A 20,260-nucleotide genomic window follows, 5' to 3' on the forward strand; every position below is an offset into this window, starting at 1 on the left:
GTCTCCTCCTTAACTCGTCGATAGTGTTTGCAACATCTATCTTGGCGCATAGCGACGCCGCTATGGAGTGGGGAGGAGACCATCCCATCTCGGAAAGACGCGGAATAATAATGGTTTTAAGGTTTTAAGGTTTTAAGGTTTTAAGGTCTGAAAGTCTGAAGGGCTGAAAGCGGACAGGGGCCGGGATCGGTGTTTCCATAACTTTAAAACCTTCAGACCTTGAAACTTTCAGACCTCTTACCTTCCGCCCGAAGGGCGTTTCCGTGCTTTCCGCGTTTTTCCGTGGCTACACCGTTTTTTTGCGTTTTCCGGCCTGCCACCGGTCTTTTTTTGAGCGGTGCCACCCGGTACCATAGCGGGCTTTACAGGCGCGTCGGGGATGGCGCGTGGACCGCCGAGTCAGGCCAAGTGAGACCGCAAAATGACCATCAAGTCCGATAAGTGGATTCGCCGGATGGCGGCCGAGAACGGCATGATCGAACCGTTCGAGCCCGGCCAGGTGCGCGAATCCGAAAAAGGCCGTGTGATTTCCTACGGCACGTCCAGCTATGGCTACGACGTCCGGTGCAGTAACGAGTTCAAGATTTTCACCAACGTCCACTCGGCGACCGTTGACCCCAAGCGGTTCGATGACGACAGTTTCGTCAACGTCACCAGTGACGTCTGCATTATCCCGCCCAACTCCTTTGCCCTGGCCCAGACGGTCGAGTACTTCCGCATCCCGCGCAATGTGCTGACCGTCTGTCTTGGCAAGTCGACCTACGCCCGGTGCGGTATCATCGTCAATGTGACGCCGCTGGAGCCGGAATGGGAAGGGCAGGTCACCTTGGAGTTTTCCAACACCACGAACCTGCCGGCCAAGATCTACGCCAACGAAGGGGTGGCACAGATGCTCTTTTTCGAGTCGGACGAGGTCTGTGAAACCAGCTACAAGGATCGGGGCGGTAAGTACCAGGGCCAACGAGGCGTGACGCTGCCGCGCACCTGATCAGGAGAGGCCGTCGTGAACGCCAATCAGTACCTCAAGGCACTGGAGCAACTCCGGGGATGGCGCGAAAGCGCGTTCATTCTCGCGCTTGCCGAGCGAGCCTTCCCGAATTATGCGCTGTTTGCCGACGCGGTTGAGCTCCGGGGCGGGTCGAAAATGCGGCCCCTGCTGGACGAAGCCTGGGAACTATTTGATCTCCACAGTGGTGAGTCCAAGGCGCCGACACTGCTGGCCCGGCTGGAAACGCTGAGCCCCAACACCGATCGCTATGACGCCTATGGCGTCTACCCCGCCTTCGATTTCTGTCAGCTCCTCGAGCAGGCCCTGCTGACCTGGGTCAATCCGGACCGGAATCGGGCCGTCGAGGCGGCGACACTGGCGACCGGTACCGTCGCCCAGTTCATCGAAATGTCCGAGGGCGAGGGCATGGATGAGAATGAGGTGGTTCGTCTGCTGGATCGCCACGAACTGATGAAAGCCGACAAGATGTTCCAGCGCGAAACCCTGCTGAGCCTTAAGCGCCAACGCACGCCGACCGACGAATTCCTTGACAGCCTGCGGGAAGAAGCGGCCAACGATGGCGTCAGTAATCTGGGCGTGGCGATGGAGTCTGACGCATGAAACTGTCCGCCTTCGGTCACAAGTTCACCGCCGAATCCGGCATCACGTCCCTGATGGACGACCTTGGTAACGCCATGGCGTCCGGTGACGACGTGATCATGATGGGCGGCGGTAACCCGGGCCATGTGCCGGCCATTCAGTCGCGGCTGCGGGAAGTGCTGGGTGATCTGGTGCAGGACTACGATGCCTTCCAGCGCCTGATCGGCATCTATGACCCGCCCCAGGGCGAGAAGCGCTTCATTGCCGCGCTGACCGAGCTGTTGAACCAGGAATATGGCTGGGCGCTGACGCCCGAAAACGTCGCCCTGACAAACGGCAGTCAGGCGGCGTTTTTCATGCTGTTCAATATGTTTGCGGGGGATGACGGTGAGGGCGGGCATCGCGAAATCCTCCTGCCGCTGGCCCCGGAATACATCGGCTATGCCGACGCCGGGATTGGCCGGGAGCTGTTCCGGGCCGTTCGTCCGGAGATCACCTGGACCGGCGACCATGAGTTTAAATATCGGGTGGATTTCTACGCGCTGGATATCGGTCCGGAAACCGGCGCGATCTGCGTCTCCCGGCCTACGAACCCGACGGGCAACGTGATCACCGACGAGGAAATGCGGCGTCTGGAGGTGATGGCCCGGGAGAACGATGTGCCGCTGATTGTCGACGGCGCGTACGGAACGCCATTTCCGAGCCTGCTGTTCACGGAAGCCAGCCCCACCTGGAACGAGCAGATCATCCTCTGCCTGAGCCTGTCCAAGTTGGGGCTGCCGGCCGCCCGGACGGGGATCGTGATTGCCGATAAACCGGTCATCAAGGCGCTGTCGTCCATCAACGCGATCATGAATCTCGCCACCGGCAGTTTCGGTGCGATGGTAGCGGAGCCGCTGGTGCGCAGTGGGGAAATCCTGTCACTGAGCCGGGATGTGGTCTGCCCCTTCTACCAGCGCAAGATGGAAAAGGCGGTGGCTGTTCTGCATGACCAGTTGGGTGATCGCTGCCCGTGGGCGGTGCATCGTCCCGAGGGCGCCATGTTTCTCTGGCTGTGGTTCCCGGATCTGCCGATCAGCAGCCTTGAACTCTATGAGCGCCTGAAATCGCGTGGTGTTCTGGTGGTCTCCGGCCATTATTTCTTCCCGGGGTTGCCGGAGGATGGCTGGCGACACCGGCATGAGTGCCTGCGTGTGACCTATTCGCAGGACGACGAGCAGGTCGCGCGGGGCCTGACCCTGATCGCCGACGAAGTGCTCAGGGTGTGGGCCGGGCAGTAACGGTCTCGCCGTTGACCGTGGCCTCGGTCAGGTGCACTTCGTAGCGGGTGCCATCCTTGGCGACCTGAACAAGACGCACCAGCATGTAGTCCCATTCAGGCGCGAACCAGAGATAGGTTTCCCGCTTCTTTTCCGGGGCACGGACTTTCTCGACCTTGATCGTGTTCAGCTCGCCGAGCCTGGAATCCAGGACTTCTTCCCCGCGAACCGCAAACTGGTCGTCGTCCATGCGCCCCTCGGCGACGACCTGATAGCTCATCTCTTGGAGTCCCTTTTTCAGGTCCTGCTTGAGCTGTATCTGGTAGGTCATTGGGCCCAGGGCGTTTTCCGGAAGCGACAGGTCCACTGGGGTGCCCTCATAGCGGCCGGTGACGCGGTCATCGGCCCAGTTGAATGTCAATGACCGATGCCGGTCACTGATCATCCAGCCTTCCAGAGAATACCGGTAGGTGTCCGGGCTGACCGTCTGACCGCTCCACCGGAAACGGGCCGATTCGCGGATATCGGCGATAAAGGAATCCACATCGAACCGGTATTGCCAGCGATTGGCGGACTGGCGGGTCAGGGAGGCTGTGGCGTTACCGTCAATGGACAGACCCTTGTCGATGTTGGCCGTGTAGTGGGCCGTCATCGGCAGCATCTCGACGTGGGCGTCTTTGTCGGAGGCCGCAACAGGGCCCGACATAAACATCGCCGCGAGAAGGCTGGCGACGCCGGGAAGCCGTGAGCAGGATATGGTGATTGGATGCATGTCCCTAACGCTAAATCAGCCACGAGGGTCTGTCCATGACAGTCCTGTCATGGACGTGGGTTCTACTGGTAGCTGTCGGCCGGCAGTGTCAGCACCTGCTCCGGTACCTGACCGTCAAACAGGACCTCGTCCCGGCCGCTGAGCTGAACGCGGCCTTCGCAGAACCAGCGGGCAATGATCGGCAGCAGCACGTGCTCCCGCGCTTTGACGCGGGCGCCCAATGTGTCCGGTGTGTCATTGGGCAAAACGGGGACACGGGCCTGAGCGATTACGGGCCCGCCGTCGAGCTCTTCAGTGACGAAGTGAACCGACGTGCCGTGTATCGCGTCGCCGTTCTCAAGCGCCCGTTGGTGTGTTTTCAGTCCCTGGTAGGCCGGCAACAGCGACGGATGGACGTTGATCAGCCGCCCCCGGAAGAACTGGACAAAATCCGGAGTCAGGATGCGCATGAAGCCCGCCAGGATCACCAGATCCGGATTGTAACGATTGAGCTTCTGCAACAGATCGGCATCGTAGCTCTTGCGGTCCTGATAGTCCCGGTGGTCGAGGACGAAATCCTCGATGCCGGCCTGACGCGCACGAAACAGCCCTTCGGCATCCGGGCGGTTGGCGCCCACGGCCACAATCCGGCCGGGCCAGGCGGTGGAAGCGGCCTCATCGATCAGTGCCTGCAGATTCGTGCCGCTGCCGGAGATGAGAACAACGATGCGGGCTTCGAGTGGGTCGGTGGTCGCCTCTCCACTCATGCCGTCGCTCCCGGTTGGTACACCAGTGCCTCGTCGTGGTCACTACGGGGGGCCAGATGGCCAATCGTCCAGGCGTTTTCGCCCTGATGTGTCAGATGGTCCAGTGCCTTCTGTGCCTGATCCGACGGCACACAGACCACCATGCCGACACCACAGTTGAACGTCCGGTACATCTCCCGTTCGGCGACCTGGCCGGCCTGCTGGAGCCACTGGAATACCGGTGGGAGCGTCCAGCTGTCCGTGTCGATAACGGCCGTGACGTCATCCGGCAGGACCCGTGGCAGATTCTCCGGCAGGCCGCCGCCGGTGATGTGGGACAGGGCGCGAACGTCCACATCACCGATCAGGTTCAGCAACGATTTCACGTAGATGCGCGTCGGCGCCATCAGTGCCTGGATCAGGGTGGTGTCGCCCATGGGCTGGTTCAGGTCCGCGCCGGAGACCTCAATGATCTTGCGAACCAGCGAATAGCCGTTCGAGTGGGGGCCGGACGACCCCAGCGCCAGCAGCACGTCGCCGGCTTCGGCCCGGGTGCCATCGATGATGGCGGAGCGTTCCGCCACGCCGACGCAGAAGCCTGCCAGATCGTAGTCTCCGGCAGCGTACATCCCCGGCATTTCGGCCGTTTCACCGCCGACAAGCGCGCAACCGGCCTGTTCGCAGCCGCGTCCGATTCCCACAACCACGTCGGACGCCACATCGACATCGAGTTGACCAGTGGCGTAGTAGTCCAGAAAGAACAGCGGCTCGGCGCCGCCGACCACAAGGTCGTTGACGCACATGGCGACCAGGTCGATACCGATGGTGTCGTGCTGGTTCTGCTCAATGGCGAGGCGCAGCTTGGTACCGACGCCGTCGGTGCCAGACACCAGCACAGGCTCGCGATAACCGGTGGGCATGGACACCAGCGCACCGAACCCGCCGAGGCCGCCCATGACTTCCGGTCGTGTGGTTTTCCGGGCGGTGTCCTTGATCCGGTCGACGAGGGCATTGCCGGCATCGATGTCCACGCCGGCGTCGCGGTAGGTGAGGCCCTTGTTCGCGTCACTCATGGCGGCTGAATCCTGCTGAGATGGAAAGCGGCGATTCTAGCAGAGCCCGGCCCATGGGGTCACGGTGAGCTGCTACTCACACCACGAGCCATCGTGTATCCTTGGGAGCCAATTAACCGGGTGATCCAGCCCCAGTCCAACCAGATCAGGGTGATCAATGTTCGGAATGCCGCTTCTGAGGCCCATCGTCCGCACTCATCGTCGTGACATAGAACCACTATGCGGCTCAAACGACCGTCGGAATGGCCTCGCAGTGGTGGGTCGATTTTTTCCGCGCAGATTTCTGGGTCTGATTGTTCTCCTGTTCCTGACGGGTGTGCCCCAGGCGTGGTCGGTGACCGTCGAGGGTCTCTACGAAGTCCGGGTGCCGGTGGCGGACGGAACCCGCGAGGCCCGGCAGGAAGCGTACAGGACCGGTCTTCGGCAGGTGCTCCTGAGGGTGGCTGGCCGTCGGTCGGCACTGGCGTCCGAGGGAGTGAATGCCATGATTGGGGATCGGGCGCCGGATCTGGTCCAGTCCTATCAGTATGAAACCGATGAGGAAGGCCAGCAGCGATTGGTGCTGAAGTTTGGCGCCGTGGGGGTGAACCGGGCATTGGCGGATCAGGGGGTCGCCGTTTGGGGCGCCAATCGGCCGCTGACATTTGCCTGGATCGCCGTCGATTCTGGTCGGGACCGCCGGCTGGTCAGCCGTGTCGGCGGCGACAGTCCGTCGACCGCCTGGCGTGATGCGATGATTTCAGCGGCTACCGGGCGGGGTTTGCCGCTGCGACTGCCCTCGGCCCAGTGGCATCACGATGACGCCCTGCTGTCGGATATCCGGGGCCAGTTTCTGTCTAAGTTACGGGAGCGGGTTGCCGATGTGCCTCATAACCTGCTGGGTATCGTCAACATCTCCCGGGCCGGTTCCGGCTGGGAGGCGAGCTGGCGCCTGGAGAACGGCGGCGAGTTCGGGCGAGACACGGTCAGCGCCGACACGCCCGAGCAACTGGCGTCCCGCATGATCGGTCTTTGGGCCGAATCGCTGGCCGAGCGCTACGCGGTCGCGGCCGGTGATGTGTCGGAAGGGCAGAAGGTTGATCTGCGACTGGACAATGTCAGCGAGCTTGATGACTACGGCGCCGTCAGTCAGTCGCTGTCCGATATGGAACCGGTGGACCAGGTCCGGCCGGTCTCGGTGACGGCGGATCGAGCCACATTCCGGGCGACGTTCTCCGGTGAGCTGAGTGTCCTGAAAGAGTACATTGCCCTCGATAAGCGATACGTCGTTGTCGAAGCGGCGTCTGATCCGTCGTCGTCCCGTTCGGAACCGGAGAGCCCGGCGTCGCTTGGTGCGGGTGTTCTGCAACCGGAAAGCAGTGCCTCTGGAGAAGGGGACCAGGTGGCGGATATGTTGCAGTATGAGCCGTTGAAGGTCACTGAGGCGGAAGGCGAGGCGGACGGCGAGTCCTTTGAATCCCTCTACCCCGTGCTGCGGTATCGCTGGCGTCCGGTCGGCACCGCTTCTGACGACACGGGGCCTGGTCAAGAGTAGCGCCAAACGATGGCAAGGGCCTGGAACTGGATACCCAACGCACTGACACTGGTGCGCATCGTACTGATCCTGCCGTTCGCTATGAGCCTGTATCATGGCGATTATCGGTTCGCATTAGTGGTATTCCTGGCGGCCGCCATCACCGATGGGGTCGACGGGTTTCTTGCCCGCCAGTTCGACTGGGGCAGCCGGTTAGGGGCGATTGCCGATCCGCTGGCGGACAAGGCCCTGCTCATCACCGCCTACCTGATGCTGACACTGACATCGGTGCTCCCGGTCTGGCTGTTTGTGCTGGTTCTGGGTCGGGATCTGCTGATCGTCCTCGGTGGCGTGGCGTTTCATTTTCTTGTCGGGCGTTTTGATATGGCGCCCAGTATTCCTGGCAAACTCAATACACTGGTCCAGATTCTGGTCATTCTCGCGATTGTGATGCGTCTTGCCGGGTTGCCGATGCATTCATGGGTTCTGCCCTGGGGGATCTGGCTGGTCGCCGCGATGACGCTGTTCAGCGGTATCCACTATGGGGTGGTCTGGGGACTTCGGGCATGGAAGGCGGTACGATGAAAGGCGCACAACTGACACTGGGCGTCCGGCTCCGGGACGATGCCCGGTTTGGCAACTATCTGGGTGATCGCAACGGCGAATCGGCGGCCCGCCTGCAGGCATTGACGCAGGATCGGACCCTGCCGCTGATTGTTCTGTGCGGCGACAGCGGCACCGGCAAGAGTCATCTGCTCCAGGCGGTCTGCCATGCTGGCGAGGCTCGTGGTGAGTCGGCTCTGTGTCTGGATATGCGAGAGCTGCTTGAGGTGGGCGCCGGCGTTCTGGAAGGTCTCAGTGCGACTCGAACGCTCTGCCTGGACAACCTGGAGGCCGTGTTCGGTGATCCGGACTGGGAAGAGGCCGTGTTTCACCTGTTCAACCGGATGGGCGATGAAGGGCACCAGCTTGTGGTCAGTCTGACAGAGCCGCCGTCAGCCCATCCTCCGGCGCTGTCTGATCTGGCCTCCCGGCTGGGGCACGGTGTGATCCTCCAGTTGGCGTTGCCGAGAGACGAGGACCGTCTCCGGATTCTGGGAGACCGGGCCGCCGAGCGCGGGCTGGAGTTACCGGACGACGTCAGTCGTTTTATCCTGCGGCGGGCGTCGCGCCATACCGGCGAGCTGCTGTCGATTCTCGAACGGCTGGACGAAGGGTCGCTGCGTGAGCAGCGGCGACTGACGATTCCCTTCGTGAAGCAGACGCTGGGCTGGAATACGGCCGCCGCAACCGGCACCACAGATACCGATTCCACATAACAAGAGACGGGGAAAGTGCTATGAGACGCGTTGTGTTCAATCAGAAAGGGGGTGTGGGCAAGTCCAGTATCGCCTGCAACCTGGCCGCAATTGCAGCGGCGGAGGGGAAGAAGACCCTGGTGGTGGATCTGGATCCGCAGGGCAATTCCACACAGTATCTGCTGGGCCGTGACATCACTTCGCTGAAAGACACGGTCGCCGATCTGCTGGAGCAGACCGTGTCCTTCTCAATGTTCAACCGGCGTCCTGACGAGTTTGTCCATGCCACGACCCATGCCAATTTGTTTGTGATGCCCTCCAGCCCGGAGCTGGATTATCTGGAGCGCAAGCTGGAGGCCAAGCACAAGATCTACAAGCTTCGTGAGGCCCTCAAAAAGCTCAGCGATCATTTTGACGCCATATACATCGATACCGCACCGGCGCTCGACTTCTACACCCGTTCGGCACTGATCGCCGCTCAGCGCTGCCTGATCCCGTTTGATTGCGACGATTTTTCGCGTCAGGCGCTGTATAACATTCTCGGGGAGATCCAGGACCTGCAGGAAGACCATAATCCCGACCTCGTGGTGGAAGGCATCATCGCGAACCAGTTCCAGGCGCGGGCGTCTCTGCCCCGCAAGCTGATTCAGGAACTGACGGACGAGGGCCTGCCGGTGCTGGACGTGCGCCTGTCCAGCTCGGTCAAGATGAAGGAATCCCATCAGGCCGGGCAGCCGCTGATTCACCTGGCACCCAAACATAACCTCACGCGCCAGTACCGGGATCTTCACCGGCTGCTGAACGGCGAAACCGTGGAAACCGAACCGCTCTGAGGAGGTGTGCTTGAGCGCGAACAATGCAACCCCGGATCGTATTGCCGAGGGGCTGGAAACCATTGAGGTGGCGCTCCGGCGGATCGACTACTGGGAAGTCGAGTGGCCGGAGCCGGAGGCGCTGCAGAGTCGTCAGCCGTTCTGTGTGGATACGTTGACGTTTCCGCAGTGGCTCCAGTTTGTGTTCCTGCCGAAGATGCGTCAGATCGTGGAGCAGGAGCGACCGCTACCGGCGGTGTCGGGCATGGCGCCCATGGCCGAGGAGTTCTTCCGGCCAGAGCCGGTGACGGGGCAGGAGGTCATCGACGAATTGGCCCGGCTCGACCAGTTGCTCTCAAATCAGTAACGACTGCACATGGGCCCGGAGAGCCGGGACCACCTCCGACTCGAACCAGGGGTGGCGACGAAGCCACAGCCGGTTCCGGGGCGAAGGGTGGACCAGCGGAATACGGGTCGGCCAGTGCGCCCGCCAGTTCTCGACGGCACCGGTCACGGATCCGGGCCAGTCAGAGAGGTAAGCCTTCTGGGCGTACTGGCCGATCAGCAGGATGCAGCTGACCTGGCGGAGTTCTTCCAGAACAGGCGGATGCCATAGTGGGGCGCATTCGGGCCGCGGTGGTCGATCACCGCTGCGCCCTTTGCCGGGGTAGCAAAGCCCCATGGGCATGATGGCGATTCGCGAGGCGTCGTAAAACGTGTCGCGGTCGACGCCCATCCACTCCCTTAACCGGTCGCCCGATGGGTCGTTGAATGGCAGTCCGGTCTCATGCACACGCCGACCCGGCGCCTGCCCGATAATCAGAAGCCGCGCCGTTGGTGACGCTTGGATGACCGGGCGTGGCTCCAGATGGTTCTCGCACAGACGGCACTGGTGGATCTCGTTCAGCAGCCGTTTCATGCATCCATGATAGGGCGCCGGCCGGCCGCGGGAAATGGCACCGCGTTAATCAGCTCTGGTTGCTGTCGCTTCGCAACGGCAGGTTGAACTGATCGTCCGGCAACAGCCTCCGACCGTCGCGCACGGCCTCAAAGAGCGCGGGCAATTCGCTGCTGGGCAGGGGTTCGCAGAACCGGTGGCCCTGCACCATGTGGCTGCCGGCGGCCCGCACGAACACATCTTCCTCCGGTCGTTCCACCCCCGTTGCGGACACTTTCAGTGAGAGCTGCCGTGCCAGGTTGATCAGGGTCCGGACAATGGCGGCGGTGTTGTCATCTTCCGGTGCCATTTTCAGCAGCTCATGATCGATCTTGACCTGATCGAAAGGCAACTCCCGTAGCAGGCGGAGTGAGGACAGTCCGCTGCCAAACCGGTCAAGCGTCAGTCCGATGCCGATGGATCGCAGTTCATGCAGGGTGTGCGCGGTCTCTTCCAGACGGTCGCTGAGCAGGCGTTCATCGATCTCGACGGCCAGCAGGCCCGGATCAAGTCGCGTTTCGCGAATTGCCGCCCGTAACCGCTCAGTCAGCTGGGGGTGATTGTACTGCCGAGATGACAGATTGATACTGACCCAGACGGGCGTGCCGCTCATGGCCTGGATGGCGCGGGACTGCAGACAGGCATTCTGGCAGATCCATTCTCCCAGCTGCTGGAGCTGACCGGTCTGCTCCGCCACGTCCAGAAAGTCGGCCGGCGTCAGCAGCCCGCGTCGTGGGTGACGCCAGCGCAGCAGGGCTTCGACCCCGTTGATGGCGCCGGTCTTGAGATCCAGAACCGGCTGATAATACAGATCCAGCTCGCTGTTCCGGATGGCAGCGCCCAGTTCCCGCTCCATGATGAGCTGACGCTGCATCTCATCGTTCATGTCTTCGCTGAAGAACTGGATGTTGTTGCGTCCGGCCTTCTTGGCGCGGTACATGGCCATGTCGGCGTTCCGCAGCAGTTCCTCATAGGAACGGCCGTCCTCGGGCGCGATGGTGATGCCGATGCTGGAGGTGATCACCAGCTCGCCGCCGGGGACCCGCACCGGTTCGGTGATGGCCTCCAGAATGGATCGCGCGACCTTTTCGCAACCCTCTGCGCCGTTGACGTGGTTGAGCAGCACTGCGAACTCATCGCCACCGAGCCGGGCAATGGTATCTTCCCGGCGGACGCTGTCCCGCAGCCGTCTTGAGAGCTCCTGCAGCAATTCATCGCCGGCGTCGTGCCCGAGGGTGTCATTGATGCGCTTGAAATGGTCCACGTCGAGCGAAATCAGGGCACAGTAGTGGCCGTGGCGAAGGGCGGTGGTGATGGCCTGCCGGCAGCGATCCTCGAACAGCCGGCGGTTTGCGGTGTCGGTGAGCACATCGTAATGGGCCAGGTAATGCAGCTGGTTCTGGGTCTCGCGGATGTCCGAAATGTCCTGGCCAATGAGCATCAGCCGCACCGAGCGGTCGGTTTCCCGCTCCGGCAGCCGGTTAAGATTCCACAACAGCGTATGGGCGCTGCCGTCGAACCCCTGGATGCGGGTTTCCATCTGATCCCGGTCGAGACTGCTGTGCCGCATTTTGGTGAGTTTCCAGGCCATTTCATCCTGCTGGTCATCCGGGATAAAGGCGTTGATCAGATCCAGATCCAGGGCGTCCTCGCGGCTGTACCCGAACAGGGTCTCGGCGGCGCTGTTCCATTGCCGGATGCCGTTGTGCTCGTCGATGACAATAATCGGGTTGCTGGTGGTCTCGAACAGTGTTCGGAAATACTGCGACGATCGCAGGAGTGAGGCCTCGGCTTCTTCCCGGGAGCGCACCTCGTCGAGGAGGTTGCGGTTGCTTTCAAGCAGGGCCCGCGTCCGTTCCGCAACCGTCGTCTCAAGCTGTTCCTCGGCGGATTCACGTTCGGCCAGCAGAAACCGGATGTAGCCGGCCGTAGCCGCAAAGATAAGCAGCAGTGACTGGGCGGCATCAAGCGGCAGCCAGTTCTCCGGCGAGACCGTGTAATGCAGAACGGACACCGACAGGGCGGCGATGAGCGTCACCGCAATCAGGCTGGAGGAGAGCGGAAAGCGCGTGGCGATCCAGATCATCAGGGGCAGGGTCAGGATGAGCCACTGGAACACATCCGGCCCGGTCATCAGTGCCACAGGCAGCACGAGCACCGTGAACGCCAATAAGTGCAGCGAACCGGTCCTTAAAGTGAGGTGACGATTCAGAACGTCCTTCAAGGTATCCTTCCCCTGATGAGAGTGCCATCAACATCCATGTGACCAAAGGGTCACGTTCTCCGTAGAGCGTGCCAGACTGTCCGGATGAAAAACATGTCACCCAGTTTGATCATCCTTTAAGCAGGTTACACACAGTTCATGGTTTAGAGAATGAGAAGAATTGTATCAGTGTGTAACAGGGTGCGGGCGGTGATCACTCCAGGCGCAGAGACAGGTCAATGGCCTGGAGGTCCTTGGTCAGCGCGCCGAGTGACAGGTAATCCACACCGGTTTCTGCAATCGGAACCAGCGTGTCGGGATTAATTCCACCCGATGCCTCCAGAACAACCCGCCCCGGATGCCGGCGATTCTCGGCAACCGCCATGCGCATGTCGTCCAGACTGAATTCATCCAGCATGATGATGTCGGCGCCGGCCTGGAGGGCTTCCCGGAACTCACCGGGGGTCTCCGTTTCCACTTCCACCGGTCGGCCGGGCGCGATCTCGTGAGCGCGCTCAATAGCGGCGGTGATGGAGCCGCAGGCCAGGATGTGGTTTTCCTTGATCAGAAAGGCGTCGTAAAGGCCCAGCCGATGGTTCAGCCCACCACCACAGGTGACCGCGTATTTCTGCGCCAGTCGCAGTCCGGGGATGGTCTTGCGGGTATCGAGCAGGCGAGCGTCGGTGTGGGCAATGCGTTCGCTCCATTGCTGACAGCGGGTGGCGACGCCGGAGAGAGTCTGCAGCCAGTTGAGCGCGCAGCGCTCGGCCGTCAGGATGCTGCGTGCGGAGCCACAGCAGCGGAAGAGCACCTGGTCCGCCGACACCGTGTCGCCGTCCGCCGCCAGCCATTCGATGGTGACGGCCGGATCCACCTGCCGGAACACCTCGTCGACCCAGTCGCGTCCTGCGAGAACGGCGGTCTCGCGGGTGATGACCCGGCCCCGAGCCTCCCGATCCTCAGGAATCAGTCGGGCGGTAATGTCGCCATCGCCGAGATCTTCCTTCAGGCTGGCAGTGACAGACTGCATCCGGGATTGCCTGAGCAGGTCAGGATCGACAGGTTTGAGCATGGTCGGAGGCCCTTGGGTCAACAAAGAGGTGGAAGTGTACCGGCCCTGCTGGAACCGGCCAAGCGCCGGCTTTGGGCTGGGAAAGTGTGACGTGATTCCGTTAATCACAAAAGGTGACAATCCCTGACACAAGATGACGCTGAACGCGCCTATGATGGAACGTGGATGTAAACTCATGTGAAATCAGGAATGACTTCGCAGCCAGTCTTGGTAGGTAAGCGTTCGGCGAATCGGCCGACGCCAGCGGGGGTGCGCAATGGCTCAAGACAATCGAGTCGTCAGTATTGGCAAACAGGGCGGTGCCGACCGTCATAGTCTGCCGTCCGTGCTCGTGCGCCTGCGGGACGCGTCGGGCCGGAGCATGCGTGATGTGCTGTCCGATCTGTTCGACCGGGCAGACGACGTCCTTTTCAATATGGCCGACAAGGCCGGGACGAATCATGACCAGACCGCGTACTTCGACGCCATGCGGGAACTGCGATTGCGGCGCAAGTCCATGAGTCTGTCCATTCTCCAGTACATGGGCCGCGCGTTTAACGAACTCGGGCGCTTCGATCCCCGTCCGGCCTCGGACGAAATCAGTGAAGTGGATCAGGACAGCCTCAGCCTGGTGGGCCACGATGAAGTGGAGCAGCAGGTTGCGATCGATAACCTCATCAACAAGCTGCGCAACCGTCATCGGCAGGCCATCCGGCTACTGCTGACCCGTTTCGAGCATGTCTGCCCCGAATATCGGCTGGCAGAACGGCAGATGCCGTTGAGCCCGGAAGTGATCTGTTCGGGGCTGGCTGGCGCCTGTGAGGATCTTGATATCGACATCCGGGCCCGCCTGGTTGTTCTCAAACTGTTCGATCGCCTTCTCGTGACGGGTCTGGACCAGTTGTACCGGGACGCCAACGACCTGCTGGTGCGAGAAAATATCCTGCCTGAGATGAAGGAAGCGCCGACCGGCCAGCCGCGCCAGTCCGCCACTCGGGGAGCCCCGCCGCCGCGCCGGGGGCCGGCGGCATCGGAGGGCCCCTCCTCCGGGGAAGGCGGTGGTGCGCCGGTGTCGTCCGGTAGCGATTACAGCTTTTCCGAGCTGACGTCCCTGCTGCATCAGGGCGAGGCGTCGGGGCCGGGGGCTGCCGGTGGCGCCGGTATGACGCTCGGCACCGAAGACCTCATGCGGTACCTCGCCGCGCTCCAGACCGGGGAGTCGGCTGACAACAAGCGTCCGCTGGCCCAGCAGGTAGCCCAGGCGCTTCCGGGGCAGAGCAGTGGCCTCGACGAGGTCCAGCAAGTCGATGCCGATGTCATCAATCTGGTGACTATGCTGTTCGATTTCATTCTTGAAGACCGGCAACTACCGGACGCCATTAAGGCGTTGATCGGACGTCTGCAGATTCCTGTACTCAAAGTGGCACTTGTGGACCGGAGCTTCTTTAACCGGGGCGGCCACCCGGCCCGGCGGTTGCTGAACGAACTTGCGATGGCCGGGATTGGCTGGAACCCTCGCGCGGAAGGCCAGCGTGATCCACTGCGCGAAAAGATTGAGTCCGTGGTGGAGCGCCTGGTCAACGAGTTCACCGATAATGTCGAGCTTTTTTCCGAGCTGTTGGAAGAGTTCACTCACTTCATGGACCTGGACCGCCGGCGTCGGGAGTTGGTGGAGCAGCGTTTGCGGGATGCCGAGGAAGGCCGTGCGCGTCAGGAGCGTGCGCGTCAGCAGGCTGAGGACGCCCTCCAATCGGTACGGGAGCAATACCGGTTGCCCGATGTCCTGATCCGCCTGCTGGACGGTCCTTTGATCAAGGTGCTGGAGTTTGTCGCCCTGCGTGATGGTGAGGACAGCGAGGCCTGGGATGAGAGTGTGGCGCTGGCCAACCGTGTGGCCTGGAGTGTGGACCCCCGCCCGGTGGAGAGCGGCACAAGAGACCAGTTATTGCGTGAGATTCCGGGTATTGTCGATCAGCTGCGAAACAGTCTCCACGGTATTTCCTGGGATCCGTTCGAGTGCGATGCCCTGATTCGGGATCTTGAGTTGGCTCATGTCGACACCCTGCAACGCCTGGAGGTAGAGGGGCCGGTTGACGACGTTGAGCCTGATCCGGTCGGGGACCTGACTGAAGTCGCGCCGCCGACGTTGGAGGCGCAGCAGGTATCTTCTGAAGCGACGGTTCCGGAGGCATCGCGGGAAAGCGAGGATGCTTCCGCGCCCAAGGGCACCACGGTAGCGCCGGATGCGGCCGCCGACGATGCACCGGAGCCGGAGGCCCCTGCCATTGATGCCCATTGGTACGACCAGGCCCGCTCGCTGCGTGTCGGCTCCTGGGTGGAGCTTGAGCACGAGGGGCAGCGCTTGCGTTGCAAGCTGGCCGCCATCATCCGGGCTACCGGCAAGTATATCTTCGTGAACCGTAACGGGGCGAAGGTATCCGAATCCGGCATTGATGGCGTGGCGGAGTCGCTGGCCAATGGCGACATCAGCATGCTCGACGATGGGCTGATATTTGACCGTGCGCTTGAGTCGGTCATTGGCAATCTGCGTCAGAACCGGCGCGACTGAGATGATGACGCCTGAATCAGCCTGAGGCGCCCATTAGCGCTGTCAGGCGCGCCTGTCCAGTGGCCCGTATGGCTGGATTATGCTTCAATCGGGGCATGATGACGCCCGATTCCCCCCAGGTTGAGTGCCCTGTTGCCCGCTCCCGGCTTCACATTGATGATCGGGGCTGGCTTCACCCGGTCCGGCACTGTCCCTCGCCGAACTATAACGCTCGTCCCGATCCCGATGATATTTCGCTACTGGTCGTGCATAACATCAGCCTCCCGCCGGGACGATTCGGTGGCGACACCATTGAGCGCTTCTTCTGCAATCGCCTGACACGGGGAGAAGATCCGTTTCTCGATACCATTCTGGATCTCACGGTGTCCGCGCACATGCTTATCCGCCGGGATGGTGAGCCGGTGCAGTTCGTTGGTTTCCAGGACCGGGCCTGGCACGCCGGTCGTTCGTGGTATCGCGGGCGGGAGGAGTGCAATGATTTCGGGATCGGTATTGAGCTGGAGGGGACGGACGAGCATCCATACACGGAGGCTCAATACCGGCAGCTTGCGGCGGTGACCGCCTGCCTGGTGAATCACTACCCGTTCATGGAGTTCCAGCGTGTGACCGGGCACAGCGACATTGCGCCTGGCCGCAAAACGGACCCGGGGCCGTCGTTCAACTGGTCCTGGTTCCGGCGTTGTCTCAATGACATGTCTGCGCCGGAGGGCAGGGAATGACGTTCTTTGCCATCCTGCTGGGCTATCTTATTCGCCGGGGGCTGGATGCGTCCGGACGCGTTGGCAGTGATGCCGTGTTCCGCTTGTGGTTCTCCCGTATGCCGCCCAGTCGTGCGGGGCGCGAGCATCGTGCCTGGCCGGGTGTGGCGATTCTGCTGGGAGCGGTCCTGCTCGCCGTTTTGATTGGTTTCGCTTTTCGTTATTGGCATCTATCATTCCTGCAATGGTTCTTCGATGCGCTGATGATCGCGCTGCTGCTGGGGCGCCCTGGCTGGAAACAGGCGTTGACCGGCTATGGCCAGGCCTGGCGTCGGGGGGATGCTGCGCAGGCCTGGCGCGAGGTTCAGGCGCTGCTGCCAGCCAGTGTCCGCGGTGACGCCCTGGAGCCGCGCGTCATGCATCTGGCGTTGTGCCGTCAGTATCTGGTGCAGACGTTCGAACACTATTTTATGCTCCTGTTCTGGTTTGCGGTTCTGGGCCTGCCCGGGCTGATTCTGTCGCGACTCGCGCTGGCTCTGCGTGATCACTGGCCACACCCGGGCGGTCGTGCCGTGTTTGAGCGCCCGGTGACGCTGCTGGCCTGGATTCCGGCGCGGGTACTGGCATTGAGTTTCGGCATTGCGGGGGATCTGGCGGGCTGGATGTCCGACCGGCGACAGAACCTGTTCCGGTTTGGTGGGCAGGTGGAGGATCTGCTCTTCGACAGCGCCAATGGCGCGCTTTCGAGCTACTCGTTGGACCCGGACGGTTATCAGCGGGTTCACCCGGATGGATGGCCCGATTATGGGGCCCGTAGCCTGCAGGCAGTTCGCGACCTATTGAACCGTAGCTTGCTTGTTTGGATCAGCGCGTTTGCAATATTGGCCATCTTGGGGATCTTATGACCTCTTCATTACAAAACATCACAGATCAGAGTAAAGATCTGTTTCCAGAGGGCGACAAACAGTGTGGAGAGCGCTGTTGAGCCTCCCGCTGGATGCGTGGCTGTTTTCCCGAACACCGGGTTAGGGTAAGGTCATTGCCCTGATTTGGTGCTCGGTGATAATCAATAAAAAAGAACAGTAGGAAGCGGTGGACGGTCGTTGGTCGTCCGGTTGCCTGCTTGCGAGAAAGGGGGATCCGTGAAGTACATTCTGTCTCCGGCCGTGGCGTTGATGAATCGGCTGTCCATGCTTCAGAAGTTTGGACTGATCAGTGTGCTGTTCCTGGTCCCGCTCGCGGGCCTGTCCTACCTATTGGTGAGCCAGCTGAACGCCTCCATCGATACCATTGTCGCGGAACAGCGCGCGATGGATCAGTTGGAGGAAGTGAACGAGTTGATGGCGGCCGCCGTGCGTTACAGGGACTATCGGACGCTCGGTAAAAGCAATAACGACTCAGCTTTTCTCTCCAAGAGCGACAAGGCGGCGAACGCGGTCGAGGCGCACCTGGACAGCCTGACTGAATCCGATGTTCGTCTGGATCAGAAAGGGACTTGGCGAGAACAGCTGGAGTCAGTGGCCGCTGCCTGGGAAACGCTTCGCTCCGAGGACATTCTTCAGAGTAATGTCGATCCCCAGTTCCAGTATTACGACAGCTTCGTCCAGAACGTCCGGGCGTTACAGAATGCCACGATCAAAGTATCGGCACTCTCCCGCGATCCGTCTGTTGAGAATCAGCTGCTGCTCGAGATGACGGTCGGTGCTTTGCAGGATTCGATTCTGCTCCAGGGGACGGTGCGCACGTTCGGTATGCATGGGCTGATTCAGGGGCGCCTGAGCTCCGTGCTGGCGGGGCTCGCCAATGATCTCTATGACCGCCTGACAACGCTGGACAACGAACTGAAATCCCAGATCCAGGTCGTCAAGAGTGCCTCGCCGACATTCCAGTCAACGGCCGGTGAGGTGGCTTCCGCCGTCACGGACACACCGTTGACTGTCCGCGATGAGCTGGATCAGAAGATCATCACGCCCTACCGCCTGGAAATGGCGCCTCAGGCATTTGATCGGTTCGTGAGTGAGGCGATCGGCGAGCATTATGAGTTGATGGACGCCATCTACGGCATTGTCGACGCCAACCTGGCCGCACGCCTGGACGCTGAGACAGACCAGCGGCTCACTATTCTGCTGGCTTTGGGCGGATTACTGCTGGTGATCGTGTTCCTCTATCTGGGCTTCTTCATGTCCGTGAAAACGGCGATCAGCCGCTTTACCGACGCCGCCCGCCATGTGGCGGACGGTGACATGACCGTACGGATTAAGCTCGATAACCGGGACGAGCTGGGCACGCTGACCGACGAATTCAACAACATGACCGCCCGGATTGCGAAACTGATTCGTTCGGTGTCCGGGACGACCGGAGATGTGGATGAGCAGGCGGCGCGTGTCAACACCGTGGCCACGTCCAACAGCGATGCGGTTTCCCGACAGATGACCGAGACCGGTCAGATTGCCGAAGCCATGCACCAGATGGTTGATGCCGTTCAGGAAGTGGCCAAGAGTGCCCAGCAGGCATCGGATACGGCCAACCGTGCTGAGCACGACGCGGAACAGGGACGTGAGGTGGTCAACGAGTCGGTGGCCACGATCAACCGACTGGCGGAGGAGATCCGTGGTGCGGTGGATGTCATCAACCGGGTTAGTGACGACAGCGAAAACATCAGTCAGGTACTGGTGGAAATCAAGGCCATCGCCGAGCAGACCAATCTGCTGGCGCTGAATGCGGCAATCGAAGCGGCGCGTGCGGGTGAGCAGGGTCGTGGCTTCGCTGTCGTAGCGGACGAGGTGCGCTCGCTGGCGCAGCGGACCCATAAGTCGACCGAAGACATCGAGGAAATGATCGGTCGCTTGCAGACCGGCGTGGGGCAGGCGGTCACGGCCATGAACAACAGCCACGAAGTGACCAACTCAACGGTCGATAAGTCGTCCGAGGTGACCCAGGCGCTCGAAAAGATTCTGGGTGGCATCTCCACCATCGTGGACATGAGCCATCAGATCGCCCAGGCCTCCGAGGAGCAGTCCTCGGTTGCTCAGGACATCAACAGCAACGTGGATCAGATCACCGAACTGGGGCAGAGCACCTCCGACAACGCCAACGAGACGCTGGAATCGTCCCGGCGCATGTCCGATCTGACTGCGGATCTTCGCAAGGTGGTGGACGCCTTCAAGGTGTGAGGGCGGCCACGTTTGCGGGCATTGTTCTACGACGTCGGCTCCCACAATACTTCCTGCCCGCCATCCCGGCGGGCCAGCAGCCGTGCCGCGACGAACAGCAGGTCCGACAGCCGGTTGAGGTAGTTGCGGCTTTCCGGGTTGATGGCGTCCTGATGGCTCAGGCTCACCACCGTGCGTTCCGCCCGGCGACAGATGGCACGAGCCAGATGCGCATGGGCCGCGGGCGTTGAACCGCCCGGCAGGATGAAGTTCTTCAGTGGCGGCAGGTCCTCGTTCCAGTCATCCAGCGTTTCTTCCAGCCACTGAATGTGGTCTTCCTGAATCACTGTGCTGCCCGGGATGGCAAACTCGCCACCCAGGTCGAAGAGGTGATGCTGGATACGGTTGAGTCGCCCGACGAGTGGGTCGTCATCTTTTAGAGTGATGATCAGGAGGCCGAGCTGGCAGTTCAGCTCGTCCACCGTGCCGATCACATCGACCCGCTCCGAACTCTTCGCCACTCGGCTGCCGTCCGCGAGCCCGGTGGAGCCATCATCGCCCGTGCGGGTGTAGATCTTTGACAGCCTGTAGCCCATATCGTGTCGTCCGT

At 61.4% G+C, this 20,260-nt stretch carries 19 protein-coding genes; 12 read left to right on the forward strand and 7 right to left on the reverse strand.

The window, feature by feature from the left end:
• The first annotated feature begins 421 nt into the window (after positions 1-421).
• From dcd to C8D92_RS15260, 3 genes are read left to right on the forward strand one after another with little or no spacing between them, the layout of a single operon-like run.
• Positions 422-988 carry a dCTP deaminase gene (dcd, locus tag C8D92_RS15250; RefSeq protein ID WP_095611839.1) on the forward strand — a complete coding sequence of 189 codons (567 nt, stop codon included), beginning with the start codon at positions 422-424 and terminating at the stop codon, positions 986-988.
• Positions 989-1,003: 15 nt separating this feature from the next.
• Positions 1,004-1,609 carry a YjaG family protein gene (locus C8D92_RS15255; RefSeq protein WP_116919912.1) on the forward strand — a complete coding sequence of 202 codons (606 nt, stop codon included), beginning with the start codon at positions 1,004-1,006 and terminating at the stop codon, positions 1,607-1,609.
• Positions 1,606-2,868, forward strand: coding sequence for a valine--pyruvate transaminase (locus C8D92_RS15260; RefSeq protein WP_116919913.1), 1,263 nt, complete (start codon positions 1,606-1,608; stop codon positions 2,866-2,868). The genes C8D92_RS15255 and C8D92_RS15260 overlap by 4 nt, the downstream gene beginning before the upstream one ends.
• Here C8D92_RS15260 and C8D92_RS15265 read toward each other — a convergent pair.
• From C8D92_RS15265 to purM, 3 genes are all read right to left on the reverse strand, one after another.
• Positions 2,846-3,553, reverse strand: coding sequence for a DUF3108 domain-containing protein (locus C8D92_RS15265; protein ID WP_165819294.1), 708 nt, complete (start codon positions 3,551-3,553; stop codon positions 2,846-2,848). The genes C8D92_RS15260 and C8D92_RS15265 overlap by 23 nt on opposite strands.
• 128 nt (positions 3,554-3,681) lie before the next feature.
• The gene (purN, locus tag C8D92_RS15270) at positions 3,682-4,365 is read right to left on the reverse strand and encodes a phosphoribosylglycinamide formyltransferase (protein ID WP_095611843.1); all 684 of its coding nucleotides are present in this window, start codon (positions 4,363-4,365) and stop codon (positions 3,682-3,684) included.
• Complete coding sequence (gene purM, locus C8D92_RS15275) at positions 4,362-5,417, reverse strand: phosphoribosylformylglycinamidine cyclo-ligase (protein ID WP_116919915.1); 1,056 nt, start codon at positions 5,415-5,417, stop codon at positions 4,362-4,364. The genes purN and purM overlap by 4 nt, the downstream gene beginning before the upstream one ends.
• A gap of 253 nt (positions 5,418-5,670) precedes the next feature.
• Here purM and C8D92_RS15280 point away from each other — a divergent pair, with 253 nt between their 5' ends.
• The 5 genes from C8D92_RS15280 to C8D92_RS15300 are packed head-to-tail and all read left to right on the forward strand — an operon-like array spanning position 5,671 to position 9,407.
• Positions 5,671-6,951 (forward strand): DUF2066 domain-containing protein, encoded by a 1,281-nt coding sequence (locus C8D92_RS15280; protein ID WP_165819295.1) that lies wholly within the window; start codon positions 5,671-5,673, stop codon positions 6,949-6,951.
• A 9-nt stretch (positions 6,952-6,960) separates the two neighbouring features.
• Positions 6,961-7,515, forward strand: a complete 555-nt coding sequence (locus tag C8D92_RS15285; protein ID WP_095611846.1) for a CDP-alcohol phosphatidyltransferase family protein — start codon at positions 6,961-6,963, stop codon at positions 7,513-7,515.
• On the forward strand, positions 7,497-8,249 hold the full coding sequence (gene hda, locus C8D92_RS15290) for a DnaA regulatory inactivator Hda (RefSeq protein ID WP_095611847.1): 753 nt from the start codon (positions 7,497-7,499) through the stop codon (positions 8,247-8,249). The genes C8D92_RS15285 and hda overlap by 19 nt, the downstream gene beginning before the upstream one ends.
• Before the next feature lie 20 nt (positions 8,250-8,269).
• A complete protein-coding gene (locus C8D92_RS15295) occupies positions 8,270-9,061 on the forward strand; it encodes a ParA family protein (RefSeq protein WP_116919917.1) in 792 nt (263 codons plus the stop codon).
• Positions 9,062-9,065: 4 nt separating this feature from the next.
• Positions 9,066-9,407, forward strand: a complete 342-nt coding sequence (locus tag C8D92_RS15300) for a YqcC family protein (protein ID WP_116919918.1) — start codon at positions 9,066-9,068, stop codon at positions 9,405-9,407.
• On the opposite strand, the gene C8D92_RS15305 is transcribed toward C8D92_RS15300, so the two are convergent.
• The 3 genes from C8D92_RS15305 to nadC form a co-directional block, all read right to left on the reverse strand.
• A complete protein-coding gene (locus tag C8D92_RS15305) occupies positions 9,396-9,959 on the reverse strand; it encodes a uracil-DNA glycosylase family protein (RefSeq protein ID WP_095611850.1) in 564 nt (187 codons plus the stop codon). The two genes, C8D92_RS15300 and C8D92_RS15305, sit on opposite strands and share 12 nt — an antisense overlap.
• A gap of 49 nt (positions 9,960-10,008) precedes the next feature.
• Complete coding sequence (locus C8D92_RS15310; protein WP_133243140.1) at positions 10,009-12,201, reverse strand: putative bifunctional diguanylate cyclase/phosphodiesterase; 2,193 nt, start codon at positions 12,199-12,201, stop codon at positions 10,009-10,011.
• Positions 12,202-12,394: 193 nt separating this feature from the next.
• Positions 12,395-13,252 carry a carboxylating nicotinate-nucleotide diphosphorylase gene (nadC, locus tag C8D92_RS15315; RefSeq protein WP_116919920.1) on the reverse strand — a complete coding sequence of 286 codons (858 nt, stop codon included), beginning with the start codon at positions 13,250-13,252 and terminating at the stop codon, positions 12,395-12,397.
• A gap of 256 nt (positions 13,253-13,508) precedes the next feature.
• On the opposite strand from nadC, the gene C8D92_RS15320 reads away from it, so the two are divergent.
• The 4 genes from C8D92_RS15320 (at position 13,509) to C8D92_RS15335 (ending at position 19,671) form a co-directional block, all read left to right on the forward strand.
• Positions 13,509-15,800, forward strand: a complete 2,292-nt coding sequence (locus C8D92_RS15320; RefSeq protein WP_116919921.1) for a DUF1631 domain-containing protein — start codon at positions 13,509-13,511, stop codon at positions 15,798-15,800.
• 68 nt (positions 15,801-15,868) lie between these two features.
• Positions 15,869-16,519 (forward strand): 1,6-anhydro-N-acetylmuramyl-L-alanine amidase AmpD, encoded by a 651-nt coding sequence (gene ampD / locus C8D92_RS15325; RefSeq protein WP_228151271.1) that lies wholly within the window; start codon positions 15,869-15,871, stop codon positions 16,517-16,519.
• Positions 16,516-17,403 (forward strand): CobD/CbiB family protein, encoded by an 888-nt coding sequence (locus C8D92_RS15330; RefSeq protein ID WP_095611854.1) that lies wholly within the window; start codon positions 16,516-16,518, stop codon positions 17,401-17,403. The genes ampD and C8D92_RS15330 overlap by 4 nt, the downstream gene beginning before the upstream one ends.
• Before the next feature lie 237 nt (positions 17,404-17,640).
• Complete coding sequence (locus C8D92_RS15335; protein WP_116919922.1) at positions 17,641-19,671, forward strand: methyl-accepting chemotaxis protein; 2,031 nt, start codon at positions 17,641-17,643, stop codon at positions 19,669-19,671.
• Between the two features lie 26 nt (positions 19,672-19,697).
• On the opposite strand, the gene C8D92_RS15340 is transcribed toward C8D92_RS15335, so the two are convergent.
• On the reverse strand, positions 19,698-20,246 hold the full coding sequence (locus tag C8D92_RS15340; protein ID WP_095611856.1) for a cob(I)yrinic acid a,c-diamide adenosyltransferase: 549 nt from the start codon (positions 20,244-20,246) through the stop codon (positions 19,698-19,700).
• Positions 20,247-20,260 lie beyond the last annotated feature (14 nt).

This window comes from Tamilnaduibacter salinus, from assembly GCF_003096655.1.
Taxonomy (GTDB): Bacteria; Pseudomonadota; Gammaproteobacteria; order Pseudomonadales; family Oleiphilaceae; genus Tamilnaduibacter; species Tamilnaduibacter salinus.

What these genes read in the sequence shown, in the direction of transcription:
- dcd (WP_095611839.1), top strand. Translation starts at nt 422, where the DNA reads ATGACCATCAAGTCCGATAAGTGGATTCGCCGGATGGCGGCCGAGAAC.
- C8D92_RS15260 (WP_116919913.1), top strand. Translation starts at nt 1,606, where the DNA reads ATGAAACTGTCCGCCTTCGGTCACAAGTTCACCGCCGAATCCGGCATC.
- C8D92_RS15265 (WP_165819294.1), bottom strand. Translation starts at nt 3,553, where the DNA reads ATGTCGGGCCCTGTTGCGGCCTCCGACAAAGACGCCCACGTCGAGATG.
- purN (WP_095611843.1), bottom strand. Translation starts at nt 4,365, where the DNA reads ATGAGTGGAGAGGCGACCACCGACCCACTCGAAGCCCGCATCGTTGTT.
- purM (WP_116919915.1), bottom strand. Translation starts at nt 5,417, where the DNA reads ATGAGTGACGCGAACAAGGGCCTCACCTACCGCGACGCCGGCGTGGAC.
- C8D92_RS15285 (WP_095611846.1), top strand. Translation starts at nt 6,961, where the DNA reads ATGGCAAGGGCCTGGAACTGGATACCCAACGCACTGACACTGGTGCGC.
- hda (WP_095611847.1), top strand. Translation starts at nt 7,497, where the DNA reads ATGGAAGGCGGTACGATGAAAGGCGCACAACTGACACTGGGCGTCCGG.
- C8D92_RS15295 (WP_116919917.1), top strand. Translation starts at nt 8,270, where the DNA reads ATGAGACGCGTTGTGTTCAATCAGAAAGGGGGTGTGGGCAAGTCCAGT.
- C8D92_RS15305 (WP_095611850.1), bottom strand. Translation starts at nt 9,959, where the DNA reads ATGAAACGGCTGCTGAACGAGATCCACCAGTGCCGTCTGTGCGAGAAC.
- nadC (WP_116919920.1), bottom strand. Translation starts at nt 13,252, where the DNA reads ATGCTCAAACCTGTCGATCCTGACCTGCTCAGGCAATCCCGGATGCAG.
- C8D92_RS15320 (WP_116919921.1), top strand. Translation starts at nt 13,509, where the DNA reads ATGGCTCAAGACAATCGAGTCGTCAGTATTGGCAAACAGGGCGGTGCC.
- ampD (WP_228151271.1), top strand. Translation starts at nt 15,869, where the DNA reads ATGGCTGGATTATGCTTCAATCGGGGCATGATGACGCCCGATTCCCCC.
- C8D92_RS15330 (WP_095611854.1), top strand. Translation starts at nt 16,516, where the DNA reads ATGACGTTCTTTGCCATCCTGCTGGGCTATCTTATTCGCCGGGGGCTG.
- C8D92_RS15340 (WP_095611856.1), bottom strand. Translation starts at nt 20,246, where the DNA reads ATGGGCTACAGGCTGTCAAAGATCTACACCCGCACGGGCGATGATGGC.